This is a genomic window from Micrococcales bacterium (assembly GCA_016703125.1).
GTDB lineage: Bacteria > Actinomycetota > Actinomycetes > S36-B12 > UBA10799 > JADKAV01.
The window spans coordinates 41094-58726 of sequence record JADJCR010000005.1 but is presented as its reverse complement, the minus strand read 5'-3'; the positions used below and the strand labels follow the sequence as shown (position 1 = coordinate 58726).

Genomic DNA, 17633 nt, shown 5'->3' with positions numbered 1-17633 from the left:
GCCCTCGATCAGCTACCTGGAGGCACTGATCCTGGGGATCGTGCAGGGGCTGACGGAATTCCTACCGATTTCCTCGAGCGCGCATCTGCTCATCGTGAGCACGCTGGTCGGGTGGGGCGATCCCGGCGCTGCGTTCACCGCCGTCACCCAGTTAGGCACCGAGACCGCCGTACTCGTGTACTTCCGCAAGGACATCTGGCGGATCATCAGCACGTGGACCCGGTCGTTGACCAACCCGGCACTGCGCAGCAGCATCGATGCCCGGATGGGCTGGTACGTCATTCTGGGAACCATCCCGATCGGCGTCTTCGGGTATGCCTTCAGCGACCAGATCGAGACCGCGGCGCGCAACCTGTACCTCGTGGCCACGGTCCTCATCGTCTTCGGGCTGGTGCTCGGGGCGGCCGATCGCTGGGGCAAACAGGACAAGACGCTCGACGATCTCACCGTGCGCACCGGCATCATCTACGGCTTCGGTCAGGCGCTGGCCCTGATCCCCGGGGTCTCCCGCTCCGGCGCCACGATCAGCACCGGTCGGCTGCTCGGCTTCGACCGACCGTCAGCCACCCGCTACGCCTTCCTGCTCGCCATCCCTGCCGTGCTCGTCTCGGGGGTATATGAGGCGACCAAGATCGGGGGTGACACCGCGGTGGCCTGGGGTCCGACCATCCTGGCCACGGTGGTGGCGTTCGGCGTCGGCTACGCCGTGATCGCCTGGCTCATCCGCTACGTCTCCCACGGCTCGTTCCTGCCGTTCGTGATCTACCGGATCGCGCTGGGCTCGCTGGTGCTGGTGCTTCTCGGCACCGGCGTCATCGCGGCGTGACTCCAGTTAGAGCCAACCGGATCGCCGGAACGCCCGGTACATGCTGAAGCACGCGCCGCCCATCACCGCGAGCACCAGCAGGTAGCCGAAACGCCAGCGCAGTTCGGGCATCGTGTCGAAGTTCATGCCGTAGATCCCGGCGATCATCGTGGGCACGGCGGCGATGGCCACCCAGGCGCTGATCCGGCGCATGTCGGCGTTCTGCTGGAGATCCTGACGCGACGTAGATGCCATCAGCAAGGTCATGAGCAACTGGTCGTTCGTCTCCGCCAGATCGGCGACGCGCAACACATGATCGCCGAGGTCGCGGAAGAAGGGCTGCAATCCCGCGGGGATGTCGAGGACATCGTCGCGGACCAGGGCGTGGGCGATCGGGACGAGCGGCGCGACTGCGCGGCGCATCTCGAGGTTCTCACGCTTGACCCGGTAGATCCCTTCGGCGTCATTGGTGCGCTGCGGTGAGAACACCGACTCCTCCAGCTGTTCGACGTCGCGATTGACCTCGTCGGCCACTGCGATGTAGCCGTCCACGGTGGCGTCCATGATCGCGTGCGCCACGGACAGCGGACCCTGGCTGAGCATCTCGGTGTCGGTCTCCAGCCGGCGCCGGATCGCCGTGAGTTCGCCCAACGGACCGAAGCGCACGGTGATGATGAAGTGCTCCCCGACGAAGATCGAGATCTGGCCGGTCTCCACGTCGGAGGTCTGCTCGTAGTAGCTCAGGAGTTTGAGGATCACCAGCGCGGACCGTTCGCCGAGTTCCACCTTCGGCCGCTGCTGGTGGTTCGCTGCGTCGTCGACCTGCAACTGGTCAAGATCGAAGACCCGCTGCACGAGCGCGAGTTCGGCTCGGGAGGGTTCGAACAGCCCGATCCACACGAATTGCCGGGGCTGGGCGCAGGCCTTGGCGTACAGGTCGGTCAGTTCCGCGGTGAGCATCGTCGCATCGCCGGGGATCTCGCCGTGCAGTCCCCGTTGGTGGTCGGTGTCGGCCAATCGGCCGTCGAGGTACACACCCATGCCACGGATCACAACCGCAGTCTGCCCCAACGCCCCTATCCTGGGCCACGTGACAACCGTTCTGCTCATCCGGCATGGCCGTTCCACCGCCAACGCCCAGGGGGTGCTGGCCGGCCGCAGCGACTCGCCCCTTGACGACACCGGTCGCGATCAGGCACTGGACCTGGCCAACCGGCTCGCCGAGGTTCCACTCGATCTGCTGATCAGCAGCCCGCAGCCACGCGCGCTGCAGACCGCCGAAATGGCCGCTGCCGGCCGGGCTGTGGCAGGCGTCGACGAGGCCTTCGCCGAATGCGTTTACGGGGACTGGAGCGGTGCGGCGCTCAGCCAGCTGGCCACCGAGCCGGCGTGGGAGATCGTGCAATGGCAGCCCAGCGCCGCGGAGTTCCCGGCCGGGGAGACGATGGCGCAGATGGCCCATCGGGCAACCCATCGGGTCCGTCAATTGGTCCGGGAGAACCCCGAGGGTTTCGTGTGGATCGTCACCCATGGCGACATCATCAAGGCTGTGGTGGCCGATGCCCTCGGCGTGCACTTCGACCACTTCCAGCGGATCGTCGTCGACACCGCGTCCGTGAGCGTCATCCACTACACCGCACGCCGGCCGTTCGTGGAGAAACTCAACGACACCGGTGCGATACGCCTTGCGCGTAAACCGCCAGCAGAAGACTCCGACGCGGTCGTCGGTGGCCGCGACACACAGTAGGGTCGGGCCGTGACTCGTCGGATTCTGTCGTTCGCGCACCCGCGGCGGTTCGTCGTCGGCACGGTTGGGCAGCCCGGTGACCGCACGTTCTTCCTACAGGTCGCCGACAGCGCCGCCCCCGTGACCGTGGTGTGCGAGAAGGAACAGGCGTCGGTGCTGGCGGAGAAGGTGATCGAGTTGCTCGACCAGGTCCGCCGGTCGGGCGTCGAAGTGCCCGACGACGCCGATGAGGAACTCGTCGACACCGAACCGCTCGACCAGCCCATCGAACCGGAGTTCCGGGTCGCGTCCATGGGGATCGGCTGGGACCCGACCGACGAATCAGTGATCATCGAGGCGCACGCAGAATCGGACAGCGACGACGTGCCGGACATCGGTGACGACACCGGCGACGGTCCGGACACTCTGCGGATCCGGCTGACCCCGATCGATGCCTTGGCCTTCTCCATCCGTACGGCCCGGGTCGTGGCGGCTGGCCGGCCGCAGTGCCCCTTCTGCCACCTTCCCATCGACCCCGACGGCCACATCTGTCCGCGCGCCAACGGTTACCGCCGCAACCTGGCATGAACCGCGAGGCGCTCCTGCGCGATGCCCCGCTGCACGTGCTGGGCCGGCTTCCGGACTCCTCGAACAACGCTCTGCTGTGCAGCGTCGACGCTCCGGACGGTCCGGTCCGGGTGGTGTACAAGCCGCAGGCGGGGGAGCGGCCGCTGTGGGACTTCCCGTCCGGAACCCTATGCCGCCGGGAGAAAGCCGCGGCGGTGCTTGACGGACTCCTCGGCTGGGGCCTGGTCCCCGTCACAGCATGGCGTGAGCACGGTCCAGCCGGCGCCGGGATCGTGCAGGAGTGGGTCGGGGGGTCGGTCGACCTCGGGGTCTTCCCGCCCAACCAGGTGCCGCCGGGATGGATCTCCGTGGTGGACGCCCAGACCGAGGACGGCCCGGTCGTGGTGGCCCATCGCGATGACACGGCGACGGCGCAGATCATCATCTTCGACGTCGTGAACAACAACGCCGACCGCAAGGGCGGCCACTTGCTGCGCACCGAGCACGGGCTCTACGGCATCGACCACGGCGTAACGTTCCACACCGACCCGAAACTGCGAACAGTCCTGTGGGGATTGGCCGGCGCAGCGATCGCCGACGATCTGCTCGAGCGGCTCGCCTCGGCACTGCCGGACTTCGACGCACTCGAGGAATGGTTGACCCTCGCCGAGGTGCGTCACACGGTCCGGCGCGCCCAGGCACTGCTGGAGGCCCGGACCTTCCCGGCACCCACCGGGGACTGGCCTGCGTTGCCCTGGCCGATCATCTGAGTCATGTCCAGGTCAGCATGGAGTCGGTTCTCCAGGGTGAGAGGACGCCCAGCTCTGTATGCAGGGCCACCTCGGCAAGCAGTTGCCACGGACGGCGTTAGGCTCGAGGCGTGCGTTCCTGGCCTGCTGAGACCGTTCCTGCGCTGCCCCCCTTCGAACTCGATCTGACCGCGTTCGACACCGCCACCGGGGCGGTGCGACCCCTGACGCCTGGGCAGGAGGCGCGCATGTACGTCTGCGGGATCACGCCTTACGACGCCACGCACATCGGGCACGCGGCAACGTACGTCCTGTTCGACATCGTGCACCGCTTCTGGCTGAGCACCGGGCACACCGTGCGCTACGTGCAGAACGTCACCGACATCGACGACCCCCTGCTGGAGCGTGCGGCCCGGGACGGCGTGGACTGGCAGGAGTTGGCGGACTTCGAGATCCAGCGGTTCCGCGACGACATGGTCAGCCTGCGGGTGCTGCCACCCACGGATCTGGTCGGGGCGGTGGAGACGATCGACGACGCCGCCGCTCGGGTGGTGCAACTGCGCGACGCCGGTGCGGCGTACGCCGTGGATGACGACCTCTACTTCGCGGTCTCATCGGCAGCGCGCTTCGGCAGCGTGAGCCACCTCGACGATCCGGACATGATCGAGATCTCCGGGCAGCGCGGCGGCGACCCGGAGCGGGCCGGGAAGGCGAACCCGGTCGATCCGCTGTTGTGGCAGGCCCCCCGGGAGGGCCACCCGTCGTGGGACAGCCCGTTGGGTCCAGGGCGTCCCGGGTGGCACATCGAGTGCGCGACGATCGCACTGGACCTGCTCGGCCCCGGTTTCGACCTGCAGGGCGGCGGCACGGACCTGATCTTCCCGCACCACGAGATGAGCGCTGCGCAAGGTGAAGTGCTTGAAGGGTGGCCGTTCGCCCGCCACTACCTGCACGCGCCGATGGTGTCCTACGAGGGCGAGAAGATGAGCAAGTCCCTGGGCAATCTGGTCTTCGTGTCGCAACTGCGGGAATCGGGTGTGGATCCGATGGCCGTCCGACTGGCCATCCTCTCGCAGTCGTACCGCGCCGACTGGCCCTGGTCGGCGGATCTGCTGACGCAGGCGCAACGCCGCCTGGAAACCTGGCGCGGGCGCCCTGTCGCAGCCCACGGGACCGTCCTCGCGGGCGACCGTGTCCGAATTGGCGCGAGCCCTGGCCGACGACCTCGACACCCCGCAGGCGCTGTCGGTGGTGGACGCGTGGGCGCAGGAACAGCACCTGCGTGGCGGCGACGACCCCGCCGGTCCGGGGTTGATGTCGCGCGCCGTGGACGCATTCCTCGGGGTGGCCTGACACTCCTGGGACCGGGCGGCTAGGATCCGTACGTCCGGGGACGCCCAACCGGGCTGTCACGCTGGTCGGTGGGCGATCAGCCCTTCTTCTCGTCGTGGCCACCGAACTGTTTGCGCATCGCAGACTGGACCTTGTTCGCGAATTCGTCGTTGCCCTGGGAGGCGAACCGGGAGTACAGCGCCGCGGTGAGCACGGGTGCCGGCACCCCTTCGTCGATCGCAGCCATCGACGTCCAGCGGCCCTCGCCCGAGTCGGAGACGCGCCCGCCGAACTCCTCAAGATCCGGGCTGGCATGCAGCGCGATCGCGGTGAGGTCCAGCAGCCAGGACGCGACCACCGAACCGCGCCGCCACACCTCGGCGACCGCCGCCGTGTCGATGTCGAACTGGTAGTACTGCGGATTCTCCATCGGGGCGGTCTCGGCGTCGGCCGTGCGGGTCTGCATCCCGGCGTCGGCGTGGTGCAGGATGTTGAGCCCCTCGGCGTACGCCGCCATCATCCCGTACTCGATGCCGTTGTGGACCATCTTGACGAAGTGGCCGGCACCGTTGGGGCCGCAGTGCAGCCAGCCCTCCTCCTCGGGGGTGTAGTCGCCGCTGCGGCCCGGCGTGCGTTCGATGTCCCCGACCCCCGGGGCGATCGACTGCCAGATGGGGTTGAGCCGATCGACCGCTGCCTCGTCGGCGCCGCCGATCATCAGGCAGTAGCCGCGCTCCAGGCCCCAGACGCCGCCGCTGGTGCCGCAGTCGATGAAGTGGATGCCCTTCTCGGCTTCAGATTCTTGGAGTGCCGGATGTCGTCGTGGTAGTAGGAGTTGCCGCCGTCGATCATCGCGTCGCCGGGCTCGAGGAGTGCAGCGAGGTCGTTGACCACGGCCTCCGGTGATCTTGCCCGCGGGCACCATGATCCACACGTTGCGGGGCCGGTCGATCTTCTGCACGAACTCGGCAAGGTCGGTGGAACCGTCGGCACCCTCGGACATCAAGGCCGACACCGCCTCGGCGGACACGTCGTACGCGACGGCCTGGTGCCCGTCGCGCATGATCCGCCGCACGATGTTGGCCCCCATGCGACCCAGACCAACCATGCCAAGTTGCATCGGGGAATCCGTGGCACGTCTGCACTCCTTCGACGACCGCACCAGGATTTCCGGGCAAACCGTGGCATTGATTGACTGTCGAACGTAGGACACGCCACCCGGCGAGCTTGCACGATGGTGACCCGTTGGAGGAGCACAGTCAGTGAGCAGGACCCGTGACCGCTGGCAGGACCTCGCCGCGCATTCCACGGAACCCTGCGCGAACTGTTCGACACCGAGCCGCCCTCGCGGGGAGTGGTCGTCGAGGGAGCCGGACTCGCCCTGGACTACTCCCAGCAGCGGGGTCACAGCGCAGCGGTGGACCTGCTGGTGGCCTTGCCCGACGCGGGGACCTGCCGGGGCGTCGTGATGCGATGTTCGCCGGCGAGCACATCAACGTGACCGAGGACCGTGCGGTCCTGCACGTCGCCCTGCGCATGCCCCAGGACGCCGTGCTGGAGGTGGACGGCGTGGATGTCGTCGCCGAGGTCCACGCGGTGCTCGACCGCATGAAGGCGTTCAGCGACCGGGTTCAGGTCCGGTGAGTGGGGCGGACACACTGGCAAACCCATCCGCAACGTGGTCAACATCGGGATCGGGGGATCGGACCTCGGGCCGGTGATGGCCTACGAGGCCCTGAAGCACTACTCCCGCCGGGACATGACGTTCCGGTTCGTGTCCAATGTCGACGGCACCGACTTCGTGGAGGCCGTCATCGACCTCGACCCGCAGGAGACCCTGTTCGTCGTCTCGTCCAAGACGTTCACGACGTTGGAGACGATGACGAATGCGCCGCGGCCCGCGACTGGCTGCTGGCGGGGCTGGGTCAGGATGCCGCGGTGGCGAAGCACTTCGTCGCCGTGTCCACGAACGCCGAGGCGGTGACCGCCTTCGGGATCGACACCGCCAACATGTTCGGTTTCTGGGACTGGGTGGGCGGCCGCTACTCGATGGACTCCGCGATCGGGCTGTCCACCATGCTCGCGATCGGTGCAGCCAACTTCGATGACATGCTGGCCGGATTCCATGCCATGGACGAGCACTTCCGCACCGCACCACCCGCGGCCAATCTGCCCCTGCTGATGGGACTGATCAGCGTCTGGAACCGCAACTTCCTGGACTGCCCGACAGTGGCCGTGCTGCCTTATGAGCAGTACCTGTCGCGGTTCCCGGCCTATCTGCAGCAGCTGACCATGGAGTCCAACGGCAAGTCCGTGCGGCTGGATGGCGAGCCGGTGGGCGTGGACACCGGCGCGATCTTCTGGGGCGAGCCGGGCACCAATGGCCAGCACTCGTTCTACCAGTTGATCCACCAGGGGACGAGCGTCATCCCGTGCGACGTGATCTTCTTCCTCGGAGCCGGTGAACCCCTGCCGGCCGCGACCAGCCACGACCTGCTGGTCGCCAGCGTGCTGGCCCAGGCCGCGGTGTTGGCGTTCGGCCGGACGGCCGAGGAGGTGGTGGCCGACGGCGCACCGCACCAGCTGGTGGAGCACAAGGTCATGCCCGGCAACCGCCCCTGCAGCGTGATCATGGCCGACCGCCTCGACCCCGTTCGCTCTGGGCGGCTGGTCGCGCTGTACGAGCACAGCGTGTTCACCCAGGGTGTCGTGTGGGGCATCAACCCGTTCGACCAGTGGGGGGTGGAACTCGGCAAGGTCATGGCCAAGAAGATCGCGCCGCTGCTCAGCGGCGACGGCGCTGACACCGGGCTGGACAGTTCCACGCAAGCCCTCGCCCGCCGCTACCGGGAGCATCAGCGCTGACGCTCGGGGAATCACGGCTCGCGGCGCTTCGCGCGAACCACCGGCACCGGGGTGTCCCAGCGCGCTGCGTAGGCTGGGGGCACCATGCCTGAGGACTTGCTGACAGCCCTGTCGCGACGTGTCGTCATCGCCGACGGGGCGACGGGGACGATGCTGCAGGCCGACGACTTGACGCTGGACGACTTCCAGGGGCACGACGGCTGCAACGAGGTCCTCAACGTCACCCGGCCCGATGTCATCCGCTGGCGTGCATCGCGCGTACTTCGACGTCGGCGTCGATGCCGTCGAGACCAACACCTTCGGCGCCAACTGGGCCAATCTGGCCGAGTACGGCATCGTCGACCGGATCCAGGAACTGGCGCGCCGGGGCGCAGATCGCCGCTGACGCCGCGCGGGAGTGGTCCAGCGCGGACCACCCGCGGTACGTCCTGGGTTCGGTGGGTCCTGGCACGAAACTGCCCACATTGGGCCACGCACCGTTCGCCACACTGCGCGATGCGTACACCCAGCAGGTGCTCGGGATGCTCGAGGGCGGCGTGGACGCCGTCCTGATCGAGACCAGCCAGGACCTGCTGCAGGCCAAAGCCGCGGTACTGGGCAGCCATGCGGCCATGGCCGACCTGCAGCGGCGCATCCCGATCCTGGTCAGCGTCACCGTCGAGACCAACGGCGCGATGCTGCTGGGCTCCGAGATCGGCGCGGCCCTGGCCGCGCTGCAGCCGATGGGCATCGACGTCATCGGGCTCAACTGCGCCACCGGCCCCACCGAGATGGGCGAGCACCTCCGCTACTTGAGCCGGCACGCGGGCATCTACCTGACGTGCATGCCCAACGCCGGGCTGCCCGAACTCACCCCGGACGGGGCTGCGTACCCGCTGACCCCCGGGGAGCTTGCGGACGCCCACGAGACGTTCGTGTCCGAATACGGCCTCAACCTCATCGGCGGCTGCTGCGGGACAACCCCGGAGCACCTGGGCCTGGTGGTCGAGCGGGTGCCGGCGCGGCCGGTGGACCGGCGACCGCGGCCCCGGCCTCGGTCGTTCCTGTACCAGTCGGTGCCCTTCGATCAGGACACCAGCGTTCCTGTCGATCGGCGAGCGCACCAACGCCAACGGGTCCAAGCGGTTCCGCGAGGCGATGCTCGCCCAGCCTGGGACGACTGCGTCGAGATCGCCCGGGCCCAGATCGCCGACGGCGCCCACGTGCTCGACGTGTGTGTGGACTACGTCGGCCGGGACGGGGCGGCCGACATGAGCGAGTTCGCGTCGCGTCTGGCCACCGCCTCGACCCTGCCGATCATGCTCGACTCGACCGAGCCCGAGGTGCTGCGTGCCGGCCTCGAGCACCTCGGGGGGCGAGCGATCGTGAACTCGGTGAACTACGAGGACGGCGATGGGCCCGGATCCCGGTTCCAGCGGATCATGCCGCTGGTCCAGCAGCACGGTGCCGCGGTGGTGGCGCTGACCATCGATGAGGAGGGCCAGGCCCGCACCGGGGAGTGGAAGGTCCGCGTCGCCGCGCGGCTCATCGCGGACCTGGTCGGCAACTGGGGCATGCGGGTCCGGACATCGTCGTCGACACCCTGACCTTCCCCATCGCCACCGGGCAGGACGAGACCCGTCGCGATGCCATCGAGACGCTCGAGGCCATCCGCGAGGTCAAGCGCAAACACCCTCGGGTCCAGACCACGTTGGGCGTCTCCAACGTCTCGTTCGGACTGTCACCGGCGGCACGCCAGGTGCTCAACTCGGTGTTCCTGCATGAGCTGGTCGAGGCGGGCATGACCAGCGCGATCGTGCACGCGTCGAAGATCCTGCCGCTGAACCGCATCCCCGAGGAGCAGCGGCACGCCGCCCTCGACCTGATCTACGACCGGCGCCAGTACGACGACGCCGGGACCTGCGCACGATCCGCTCAGCACTTCCTGGCGGTGTTCGAGGGCGCCACGGCCGGAGCGCCGAGGCCGCGCGGCCGACCTGGCCGCGTTGCCGTTGGACGAACGCCTGCAGCGCCGCATCATCGACGCCGAGGAGAACGGGCTGCAGGCCGACCTGGACGAGGCGTTGGGCCAGACCCGGCCTCGAGATCATCAACGACGTCCTGCTGGCCGGGATGCGCACGGTGGGCGACCTGTTCGGCTCCGGCCAGATGCAGTTGCCGTTCGTGCTGCAGAGCGCCGAGGTGATGAAGGCCGCGGTTGCGCACCTCGAACCCCACATGGAGAAGTCCGACGAGTCGGGCAAAGGCACGATCGTGCTGGCCACGGTCAAGGGCGACGTTCACGACATCGGTAAGAACCTGGTCGATATCATCCTGACCAACAACGGCTACTCCGTGGTCAACATCGGGATCAAGCAACCGATCGCGGCGATCCTGCAGGCCGCCGAGGAGTCCCGCGCAGACGCGATCGGGATGTCCGGCCTGCTCGTGAAGTCCACGGTGATCATGAAGGAGAACCTGGAGGAGATGAACACCCGCGGGGTCTCCGACCGGTGGCCCGTGCTGCTGGGTGGCGCGGCGCTGACGCGGGCATTCGTGGAGCAGGACCTCGCCGATGTGTACGCCGGGGAGGGGCGCTACGCCAAGGACGCCTTCGAGGGCTGGCCCTCATGGACTCCGTGATGGCGGTCAAGCGCGGCGAGCCCGGTGCCGCGCTGCCGGAACGCAGACAGCGCCGGGTACGCACGGTCACCCGGCCCATGGCCGCGGAGGACCCCGACGCCGTTTCCGACGTCGCGCGTGACACCGCCGTGCCCAACCCACCCTTCTGGGGTGACCGGATCGTCAAGGGGATAGCGCTCAAGGACTACGTGGCGTATCTGGACGAGCGTGCGTTGTTCCGCGGTCAATGGGGCCTGAGTCCCGGCAAGTCCGGGCCCGACTACGAGGAACTCGTGGCGACCGAGGGTCATCCCCGCCTGCGCTCGTGGCTGAACCGGGTCACCAGCGAGGGACTGCTGGAGGCCGCCGTGATCTACGGCTACTGGCCCGCGCGAGCGGACGGCAACAGTGTGGTCATCGGCGATCCCGATGACCCGCAACGGGACATCGCGCGCTTCGACTTTCCGCGCCAGAAACGCGGCCGGCACTTGTGCCTGAGCGATTACGTGCGGCCTGACGGCGACGTGGTGGCACTGCAGATCGTCACCATGGGCAGACGCATCGCCCAGGAGACCGCGGTGTTGTTCGAGCAGAACGCCTACCGTGACTACCTCGAGTTGCACGGGCTGTCCGTGCAGCTCACCGAGGCGCTCGCGGAGTACTGGCACGCCCGCGTGCGCACGGAGCTCGGCATCGCCGGCGGGGATGCCGCAGATGTCGCGCAGATCCTCAAGCAGAAGTACCGGGGCGAACGGTTCTCCTTCGGATACCCCGCCTGCCCGGATCTGAGCCAGCAGAAGCCGCTGTGCGAGCTGCTGGGAGCCGAACGGATCGGCGTGACGTTGTCCGAGGAGTTCCAGTTGGACCCCGAGCAGTCAACCTCGGCGATCATCTTCCACCACCCGGAGGCGACGTATTTCAACGCCACCTGACGCGATCCTCTTCGACCTCGACGGCACCTTGCTGGACAGCGAGGTGTTGTGGGAGGCGGCCCAGCAGGACACCATGGCGTACTTCGGCCACGAGTGGACACCGGAGGATCAGACCCACAGCATCGGTGGCCCTCTGGAACGGGTCGTCGATCACATCGCCGCGCGCACCGGCGGCGAGCCCGGGCACATCGCGCGGATCCTCGTGACCGAGATCGAGCACCGGGTCGCCACCCAGCGGGCGCACTGGATGCCGGGGGCGCGGAACTACTGGCCGCGGCCCGCTCGCAGGGCATCCCCACAGCCATCGTGAGCAACTCCTGGCGGGTGTTGCTGGACCTCCTCGTGGTCAACATGGACGTGCAGCCCGATGTGACGGTGAGTTCCACGGAGATCGAAAGGCCCAAGCCCGACCCACAGCCGTACCTGCGGGCATGCGACATGCTGGGCGCCGACCCGCAGGCCACCTGGGTGATCGAGGACAGCCCCACCGGGGCCGCCGGCGGGCTCGCCGCAGGATGCCTGGTCGTGGGCGTCGGGGCCTCGATGGCGGGCCAGGACGATCCCAGATTGTGGCGGGTCGAATCGCTGAGCGACATCACCGTCGGTTCACTCGGTCGCGATGGCCTCCAGGATCCGCAGGCGTGAGCCGCGCCAGGCCGGCCACAGGGCGGCCAGGACGCCACCGACGGCCGCCAGGATGAGGAACAGCGCCAACTGACCGGTGTCGACGGCGAACTGGTCGATCCCCTCGCTGGCGAGGACTCGCTGCAGCATCGCTCCGAACGCCACCCCGACGGCCATGCCGAGCACGGCCCCGAACACAGCGATGATGAACGCCTCGAGCACGATGGTGCGCCGGATGCCGGACGTGGACATGCCGACGGCGCGCAGCAGCCCGATCTCCCGGGTGCGTTCGAACACGCTCAGCGCCAGCGTGTTGACGATGCCCAGCAGGGCGATCAGGACCGCGAGCACGAGCAGGGCGAACAGGAAGTTGATCAACTGCCCGATCTGGTCGCCAATGCTGGCCTTGAACGCCGACTGGTCGAGTACCTGCACGTTCGGGTAGGGCCGTAAGGCGTCGTCGAGCGCGGTCTGGACGTCCTGCGCGTCTGCCGAAGGGGCCTTCACGACGTAGACGACACTGTCCTGATCGGAGGCGCCCAGGGTGCGGGCCGTTCGCAGATCGGTGACGTAGCCTGTGAAGCCGCCCGCCGCCTCGTAGATGGCGGCGACGTCGAGATCGACCGGGCCCACCACAGACAGCACCTGGATGGTGGTGCCCACACCGGCACCGATCTGGGACGCGGTGTCGGTGTCCAGCGCCACATCGCCGGAGCGCAGGTCGTCCAAGGACCCGGCAGTCACTGTCAGCGACAGTGCCTTCTGGATGTCCTGCGGGTCGACTCCGGTCAACAAGGTGTCGCCGGCGCCCGGAGCGCGCATCGGCGCCTGGCGCACGACGGCGACATCCTGCACGCCGGGGGTGGCGCGCACAGCGTCGGCCACGCCGCCGGAGAAGGGCTGGAAGCCGTAGCCGGTCACGACGAAGTCAGCGCCGATGACCTGGTCCACCAGGCCGGCGACCGACTTCTGGGTGCTGGCGGCCAGCACGCTGATGGTTGACATCAAACACACCCCGATCGTCAGCGCTCCGGCAGTGGCTGCTGTGCGTCGGGGGTTGCGACGGGTGTTCCCGCGCGCGAGCCGGCCGACGACTCCGCGGAAGGCGCCACCGATGGCCGCAACCGCCGGCCGCGCGAGTTCGGGGGCCAGCGCAAGCACCCCCAGCAGGATGCCGGCTGCGCCCACGCCGCCCATGAGCGCAGCTTTCGTGGTGCCGTAATCGGTCAGTTGTGGGGCCATCACCGCGAATCCGGCGCCGGCACCGATGAGGAAACCGCCGATCACTGTCCGTCGGCCGAGCCCGCGCACCCGGGGCTGCTCGTCACGCAGCGCCGCCATGGGGGAGATGATGCTCGCCCGGCGAGCCGGGAGGACGGCACTGACCAGCGTGATGAGCAGACCCACCCCGAGGGCGACCACGATGGTGCGCGGTGCGAAGACCAGGGCGCCCGCCGGAAAGGGTGCCCCGGCGGCCTGGAACAGCACCTGCAGCCCGCGGGCCACGGCCCCGCCGACCACGATTCCGGCCAGGCTGGCGATCACGGCCACCATGGTCGCCTCGATCAGGATGGAGCGCAGGATCTGCCCGCGGGAGGCGCCGATGGCACGCAGCAACGCCAGTTCCCGGGTGCGCTGCGCCACCAGCATGGAGAAGGTGTTGTAGATGAGGAACGTGGCGACGAACACGGACACGATGGCGAACACCAGCAGGAAGGTGTTGAGGAAGCCGAGCCCGGTATCGAGCTGGCGGGAGACCTGATCGGCCAGTTGTTGCCCGGTCACCGCCTCGACGCCCGGTGGGAGCAGCGGTGCGATGGCCTGCTGGAGTCCGTCCTGCGACGCGGTGGGGGAGGCGAGGACGGCCAGACTGGTGGCCTGCCCGGGGTCGAGCAGGACTCGCTGCGCGGTGGGCAGATCCCAGTACACGAAACTCACACCGAAGCCGCCGGCGGTCCGCAGCCGGGTCGTGCCGCTGAGCGCGTACTCCCGGCGCTGGCCTGACGGCACCAGCAGGGTCACCGGGTCACCGGGGGAGATGCCGAGTTGTTCCGCGGAACCCTCGTCGAGGGCGACCTGCGCCGGCCCGGCGGGAGGTCGCCCAGCCACGATCTCGTTGGGGTTGATCTGCGGCGGCCCCCACGCCTGACCGATCGCGGTGCCGCCGGTGAATCCACCTTCCTGCGCCCCGAGTGGTCTGCCATCCGCGTCGAGCACGACCACATTGGGGGCCTGGACCTGCGGCACGACCGACTCGACGCCGGGGATCGCAGCGATCTGGTCGACCAGCGCGGTCGGCACCGTGATGTTGCGGCCGGAGCCTTCGAACTCGCGGGAGAAGTCGGCGCTGCCGGGCCGCACGGTGACGTCCGGTTGGTTCTGCTGGATGAGGGTGTCCAGCGAGGCGCGCAACGAATCTGTGAAGACGTACGTCCCGGCGATGAACGCCACCGCCAGCAGGATGGACAGCGCGGTCAGCGCCAGCCTGAGTTTGTGCGCGACGAGGTTGCGCAATGACGCCCGCAGCATCAGCTGACAGGCTCGTCGGCCGGGTTCCCCTCCACGTCGAAGCGCTTCATGCGGTCCAGGACACGCTCGGCGGTGGGATCGCGCATCTCGTCCACAATGCGGCCGTCAGCCAGGAAGACGACCCGCTGGGCGTACGACGCGGCGTTCGGGTCATGGGTGACCATGACGATGGTCTGGCCGAACTCATCGACACTGCGGCGCAGGAATCCGAGGACCTCGGCGCCACTGCGGGAATCGAGGTTGCCCGTCGGCTCGTCGGCGAAGATGATCGCTGGCCGGCTGGCCATCGCCCGCGCACAGGCGACCCGCTGCTGCTGGCCTCCGGACAGCTCACTGGGTTTGTGCGTGAGCCGCGAGCGCAGTCCGATGGTGTCGATGATGACGTCGAGCCACTGCTGGTCGGGCTTCGTGCCGGCGATGTCCCTGGGCAGCGTGATGTTCTCCGCCGCAGTGAGCGTCGGGATCAGGTTGAAACTCTGGAAGACGAAACCGACCTTGTCCCGGCGAAGCTCGGTCAGGGCTTTGTCCTTCAAGCTGGTCAGCTCGGCCTCGCCGATCCGCACATCGCCCGCGGTGACCGAGTCGAGTCCCGCCAGGCAGTGCATGAGCGTCGACTTACCGGAACCCGAGGGGCCCATGATGGCTGTGAACCGGCCCTGCTCGATCTCGATGTCCACGTGGTCGAGGGCGACGACTTGCGCCTCACCCTCTCCGTAGATCTTGGTCAGGCCAGTGGCTGCCGCCGCCATGGTCACACTCACGGAACCACCGTAGTTGACGTCTCCAAGACCGGCAGATCGGGCAGTGGCGGTGCCGTTCCCCCGAACTCCGGGCACAGTTCTTGGAACGAGCACCACCTGCACTTGCCGGAGCGCCGTGGCCGCCAGTCACCGGTATCGGCCGCGCGCGTGATCGCTCGCCACATCGCCTGCAACTTCCGCTCGAAGCGAACCAGGTCATCGGCATCCGGATGGTAGGTGAGCACTTCGCCGTTGCCGAGGTACATCAGTTGCAGCCGCTGCGGGATCTTGCCCGTGGCGCGTTCCACGAGCAGCGCGTAGAAGCGCAACTGGAACATCGCCTGCTGCTCCCATTGCTCGCCCGGGGACCGCCCGGTTTTGTAGTCCAGGACCCGCAGATGGCCGTCCGCCTCGTCCATACGGTCCACGTAGCCGCGCAGGACCACATCGCCGTCCAGTGTGGCTTCGACCAGCTGCTCACGGTGGGTGGGCTCCACCCGGCGGGGGTCCTCCAGCCCGAAGTAGCAGTGAACCAGCGCCGCCGCCTCCGCGACCAGCCGATCACGGGCGGCGTCCGGGACGACCGGGGCTCGTCGGCCGGCCACTGGGCGTCCGCGACCAGTGCGAAGGCCACCTCCGGCTCTGCGGCCAGCAGATCCGACAGGGCGTCCGGCAGCATCTGCACGACCGCATCGGCGTCGCGGGCAGTCGTCGGAAGGTCGAACAGCCGGTCCAGCACCTCGTGCACCAGCGTGCCCCGCAGCGCCGCGGCACCCGGTCGCTCGGGAAGCCGGTCGATGGTGCGGTAGCGGTACAGCAGCGCGCAGGTGAGGAAGTCGGAGGCCCTGCTCGGTGACAGCGCCCCCACCACGGGATGACCCCGGCGCTGACTCACCTCGCGCGGACGGACACCGTCGCGGACGGCGGTGACGGAAGGATCTGAAGGAACCGGCAAGCTCACTTCCTCACAGTACGACCGGGGTACGACGCCGAGCCGGAATGTCCACAGGCGGGCGCGGCGGTCATCCCGGGGACTGCTCCAGCAAGCGGTTGATGTCGACAGCCAGCAACACGCCCAGCGGCCTGCCCGCCTCATCCACCACGAAGACCAGCGACTGACCCGATTCGGCCATCGCCAGGACCAGTTCCCTGGGGTCGTCGCCGAGTACCACGAGCTGCTCGGTCGGGACCTGCGTGGTGAACGGACCGACGCCCACCTCTTCGCGTCGGTGGGCAGGTACCGCATCGGCTGCGGGCGGGGAGAGCACGGCCAGCAATCGGCCCTCGCTGTCGACGGTCACGACCGCGGGCTGGGTTCCGCGATCCCACCGGCCCAGCGCCGCCCCGAGGGTCTCGTCGGCGGCCACGGCCAGTGTGGGGCGGATGAGATGGGGAATCCGTGAGGCGACCCGGTCGAGGGTAGTGCTGCTTCGTGCCACCTGCAGTGCCTGGTAAGCGCCGAAGCCGATGAAGATCGCCAGGACCCCGGTGAGCAGCATCCCCGTCCCACCGCGGCTGATGGCGATCACGGACAGGATGCCCAGCCCTCCGGCGATCAGCAGCCCGGCGTACCCCGCCGCACGCGCACCGGCGCCCTCGGAGCCCGAGAGTCGCCACACGATGGCCTTCACCACGCCACCACCGTCCAGGGGCGCCCCGGGCAGCAGGTTGAGGACCCCCAGCAGCGTGTTGGTCCACGCGAGGGCGTCCAGCAGCAGCGACAGGCTGCCGGTGGTGGCGCCGGCGAGCAGCCAGCACCCGGCCGCGACCAGCAGCGTGGAAGCGGGTCCCACGATCGCGATGACCAGTTCCGGCCACGGCCTGCTCAGCTTGCGCTCGTACACGGTGTAGCCGCCCAGCAGCCAGAGGGTGATGCCGTGCACCGGGTAGCCGAATCCGCGGGCAGCCCAGGCATGGGCGAGCTCGTGCAGGAGCACGCCGGCGTACAGCAGCACCGCGAAGACCACGGCCAGTCCGATGCCGCTGCGTCCGGGTCCGGCGAAGTTGGGGGCCCAGAGGTAGGCGATGAGCAGTACCCCGAGCACCCCGCCGAGCGGCACGGCCACCGGGAAACCGGCAACGCTGAACCGCAATCCGCCTTCGCCCATACGCCCGAGCCTACTGCGGCGATAGCCTGCTCAACTGTGACCCCGAGCCCGCAGG

At 68.6% G+C, this 17633-nt stretch carries 9 protein-coding genes and 5 pseudogenes; 8 read left to right on the top strand and 6 right to left on the bottom strand.

Annotated features, from left to right (window positions below):
• Nucleotides 1-7 precede the first annotated feature (7 nt).
• Complete coding sequence (locus tag IPG68_09450) at nucleotides 8-826, top strand: undecaprenyl-diphosphate phosphatase (GenBank protein MBK6763463.1); 819 nt, start codon at nucleotides 8-10, stop codon at nucleotides 824-826.
• Between the two features lie 6 nt (nucleotides 827-832).
• On the opposite strand, the gene corA is transcribed toward IPG68_09450, so the two are convergent.
• Nucleotides 833-1858 (bottom strand): magnesium/cobalt transporter CorA, encoded by a 1026-nt coding sequence (corA, locus tag IPG68_09445; protein ID MBK6763462.1) that lies wholly within the window; start codon nucleotides 1856-1858, stop codon nucleotides 833-835.
• Nucleotides 1859-1895: 37 nt separating this feature from the next.
• Between corA and IPG68_09440 the strand changes: the two genes are divergently transcribed.
• The 4 genes and pseudogenes from IPG68_09440 to IPG68_09425 all read left to right on the top strand — a co-directional run bounded on the left by IPG68_09440 (nucleotide 1896) and on the right by IPG68_09425 (nucleotide 5200).
• Complete coding sequence (locus IPG68_09440; protein ID MBK6763461.1) at nucleotides 1896-2552, top strand: MSMEG_4193 family putative phosphomutase; 657 nt, start codon at nucleotides 1896-1898, stop codon at nucleotides 2550-2552.
• A gap of 9 nt (nucleotides 2553-2561) precedes the next feature.
• Nucleotides 2562-3119: a DUF3090 family protein gene (locus IPG68_09435; GenBank protein ID MBK6763460.1), complete on the top strand. Its 558-nt coding sequence runs from the start codon at nucleotides 2562-2564 to the stop codon at nucleotides 3117-3119.
• Entirely contained in the window at nucleotides 3116-3868 is a 753-nt protein-coding gene (locus tag IPG68_09430; protein MBK6763459.1) for an SCO1664 family protein, read from the top strand. Before IPG68_09435 ends, IPG68_09430 begins: the two co-directional genes overlap by 4 nt.
• A 110-nt stretch (nucleotides 3869-3978) precedes the next feature.
• A pseudogene (locus IPG68_09425) lies at nucleotides 3979-5200 on the top strand (cysteine--1-D-myo-inosityl 2-amino-2-deoxy-alpha-D-glucopyranoside ligase).
• A gap of 76 nt (nucleotides 5201-5276) precedes the next feature.
• On the opposite strand, the pseudogene gnd reads toward IPG68_09425, so the two are convergent.
• Nucleotides 5277-6299 (bottom strand): annotated as a pseudogene (gene gnd / locus IPG68_09420) (decarboxylating 6-phosphogluconate dehydrogenase).
• 195 nt (nucleotides 6300-6494) lie between these two features.
• Between gnd and pgi the strand changes: the two are divergent.
• The 3 genes and pseudogenes from pgi (at nucleotide 6495) to IPG68_09405 (ending at nucleotide 12222) form a co-directional block, all read left to right on the top strand.
• Nucleotides 6495-8044 (top strand): annotated as a pseudogene (gene pgi, locus IPG68_09415) (glucose-6-phosphate isomerase).
• A gap of 84 nt (nucleotides 8045-8128) precedes the next feature.
• Nucleotides 8129-11577: pseudogene (metH, locus tag IPG68_09410) on the top strand (methionine synthase).
• A gap of 93 nt (nucleotides 11578-11670) precedes the next feature.
• Nucleotides 11671-12222, top strand: coding sequence for an HAD family hydrolase (locus IPG68_09405; protein ID MBK6763458.1), 552 nt, complete (start codon nucleotides 11671-11673; stop codon nucleotides 12220-12222).
• On the opposite strand, the gene IPG68_09400 is transcribed toward IPG68_09405, so the two are convergent.
• From IPG68_09400 to IPG68_09385, 4 genes and pseudogenes are all read right to left on the bottom strand, one after another.
• Complete coding sequence (locus tag IPG68_09400; protein MBK6763457.1) at nucleotides 12184-14730, bottom strand: ABC transporter permease; 2547 nt, start codon at nucleotides 14728-14730, stop codon at nucleotides 12184-12186. The two genes, IPG68_09405 and IPG68_09400, sit on opposite strands and share 39 nt — an antisense overlap.
• Entirely contained in the window at nucleotides 14730-15479 is a 750-nt protein-coding gene (locus IPG68_09395; protein ID MBK6763456.1) for an ABC transporter ATP-binding protein, read from the bottom strand. Before IPG68_09395 ends, IPG68_09400 begins: the two co-directional genes overlap by 1 nt.
• An 8-nt stretch (nucleotides 15480-15487) precedes the next feature.
• Nucleotides 15488-16566: pseudogene (locus IPG68_09390) on the bottom strand (PD-(D/E)XK nuclease family protein).
• Nucleotides 16493-17578: a site-2 protease family protein gene (locus tag IPG68_09385; GenBank protein MBK6763455.1), complete on the bottom strand. Its 1086-nt coding sequence runs from the start codon at nucleotides 17576-17578 to the stop codon at nucleotides 16493-16495. The pseudogene IPG68_09390 and the gene IPG68_09385 overlap by 74 nt, the downstream one beginning before the upstream one ends.
• Nucleotides 17579-17633 lie beyond the last annotated feature (55 nt).

Excerpts from the sequence above, each read along its gene's own strand:
- IPG68_09400 (MBK6763457.1), bottom strand. The coding sequence starts at position 14,730 with ATGCTGCGGGCGTCATTGCGCAACCTCGTCGCGCACAAACTCAGGCTG.
- IPG68_09395 (MBK6763456.1), bottom strand. The coding sequence starts at position 15,479 with ATGGCGGCGGCAGCCACTGGCCTGACCAAGATCTACGGAGAGGGTGAG.
- IPG68_09430 (MBK6763459.1), top strand. The coding sequence starts at position 3,116 with ATGAACCGCGAGGCGCTCCTGCGCGATGCCCCGCTGCACGTGCTGGGC.
- IPG68_09385 (MBK6763455.1), bottom strand. The coding sequence starts at position 17,578 with ATGGGCGAAGGCGGATTGCGGTTCAGCGTTGCCGGTTTCCCGGTGGCC.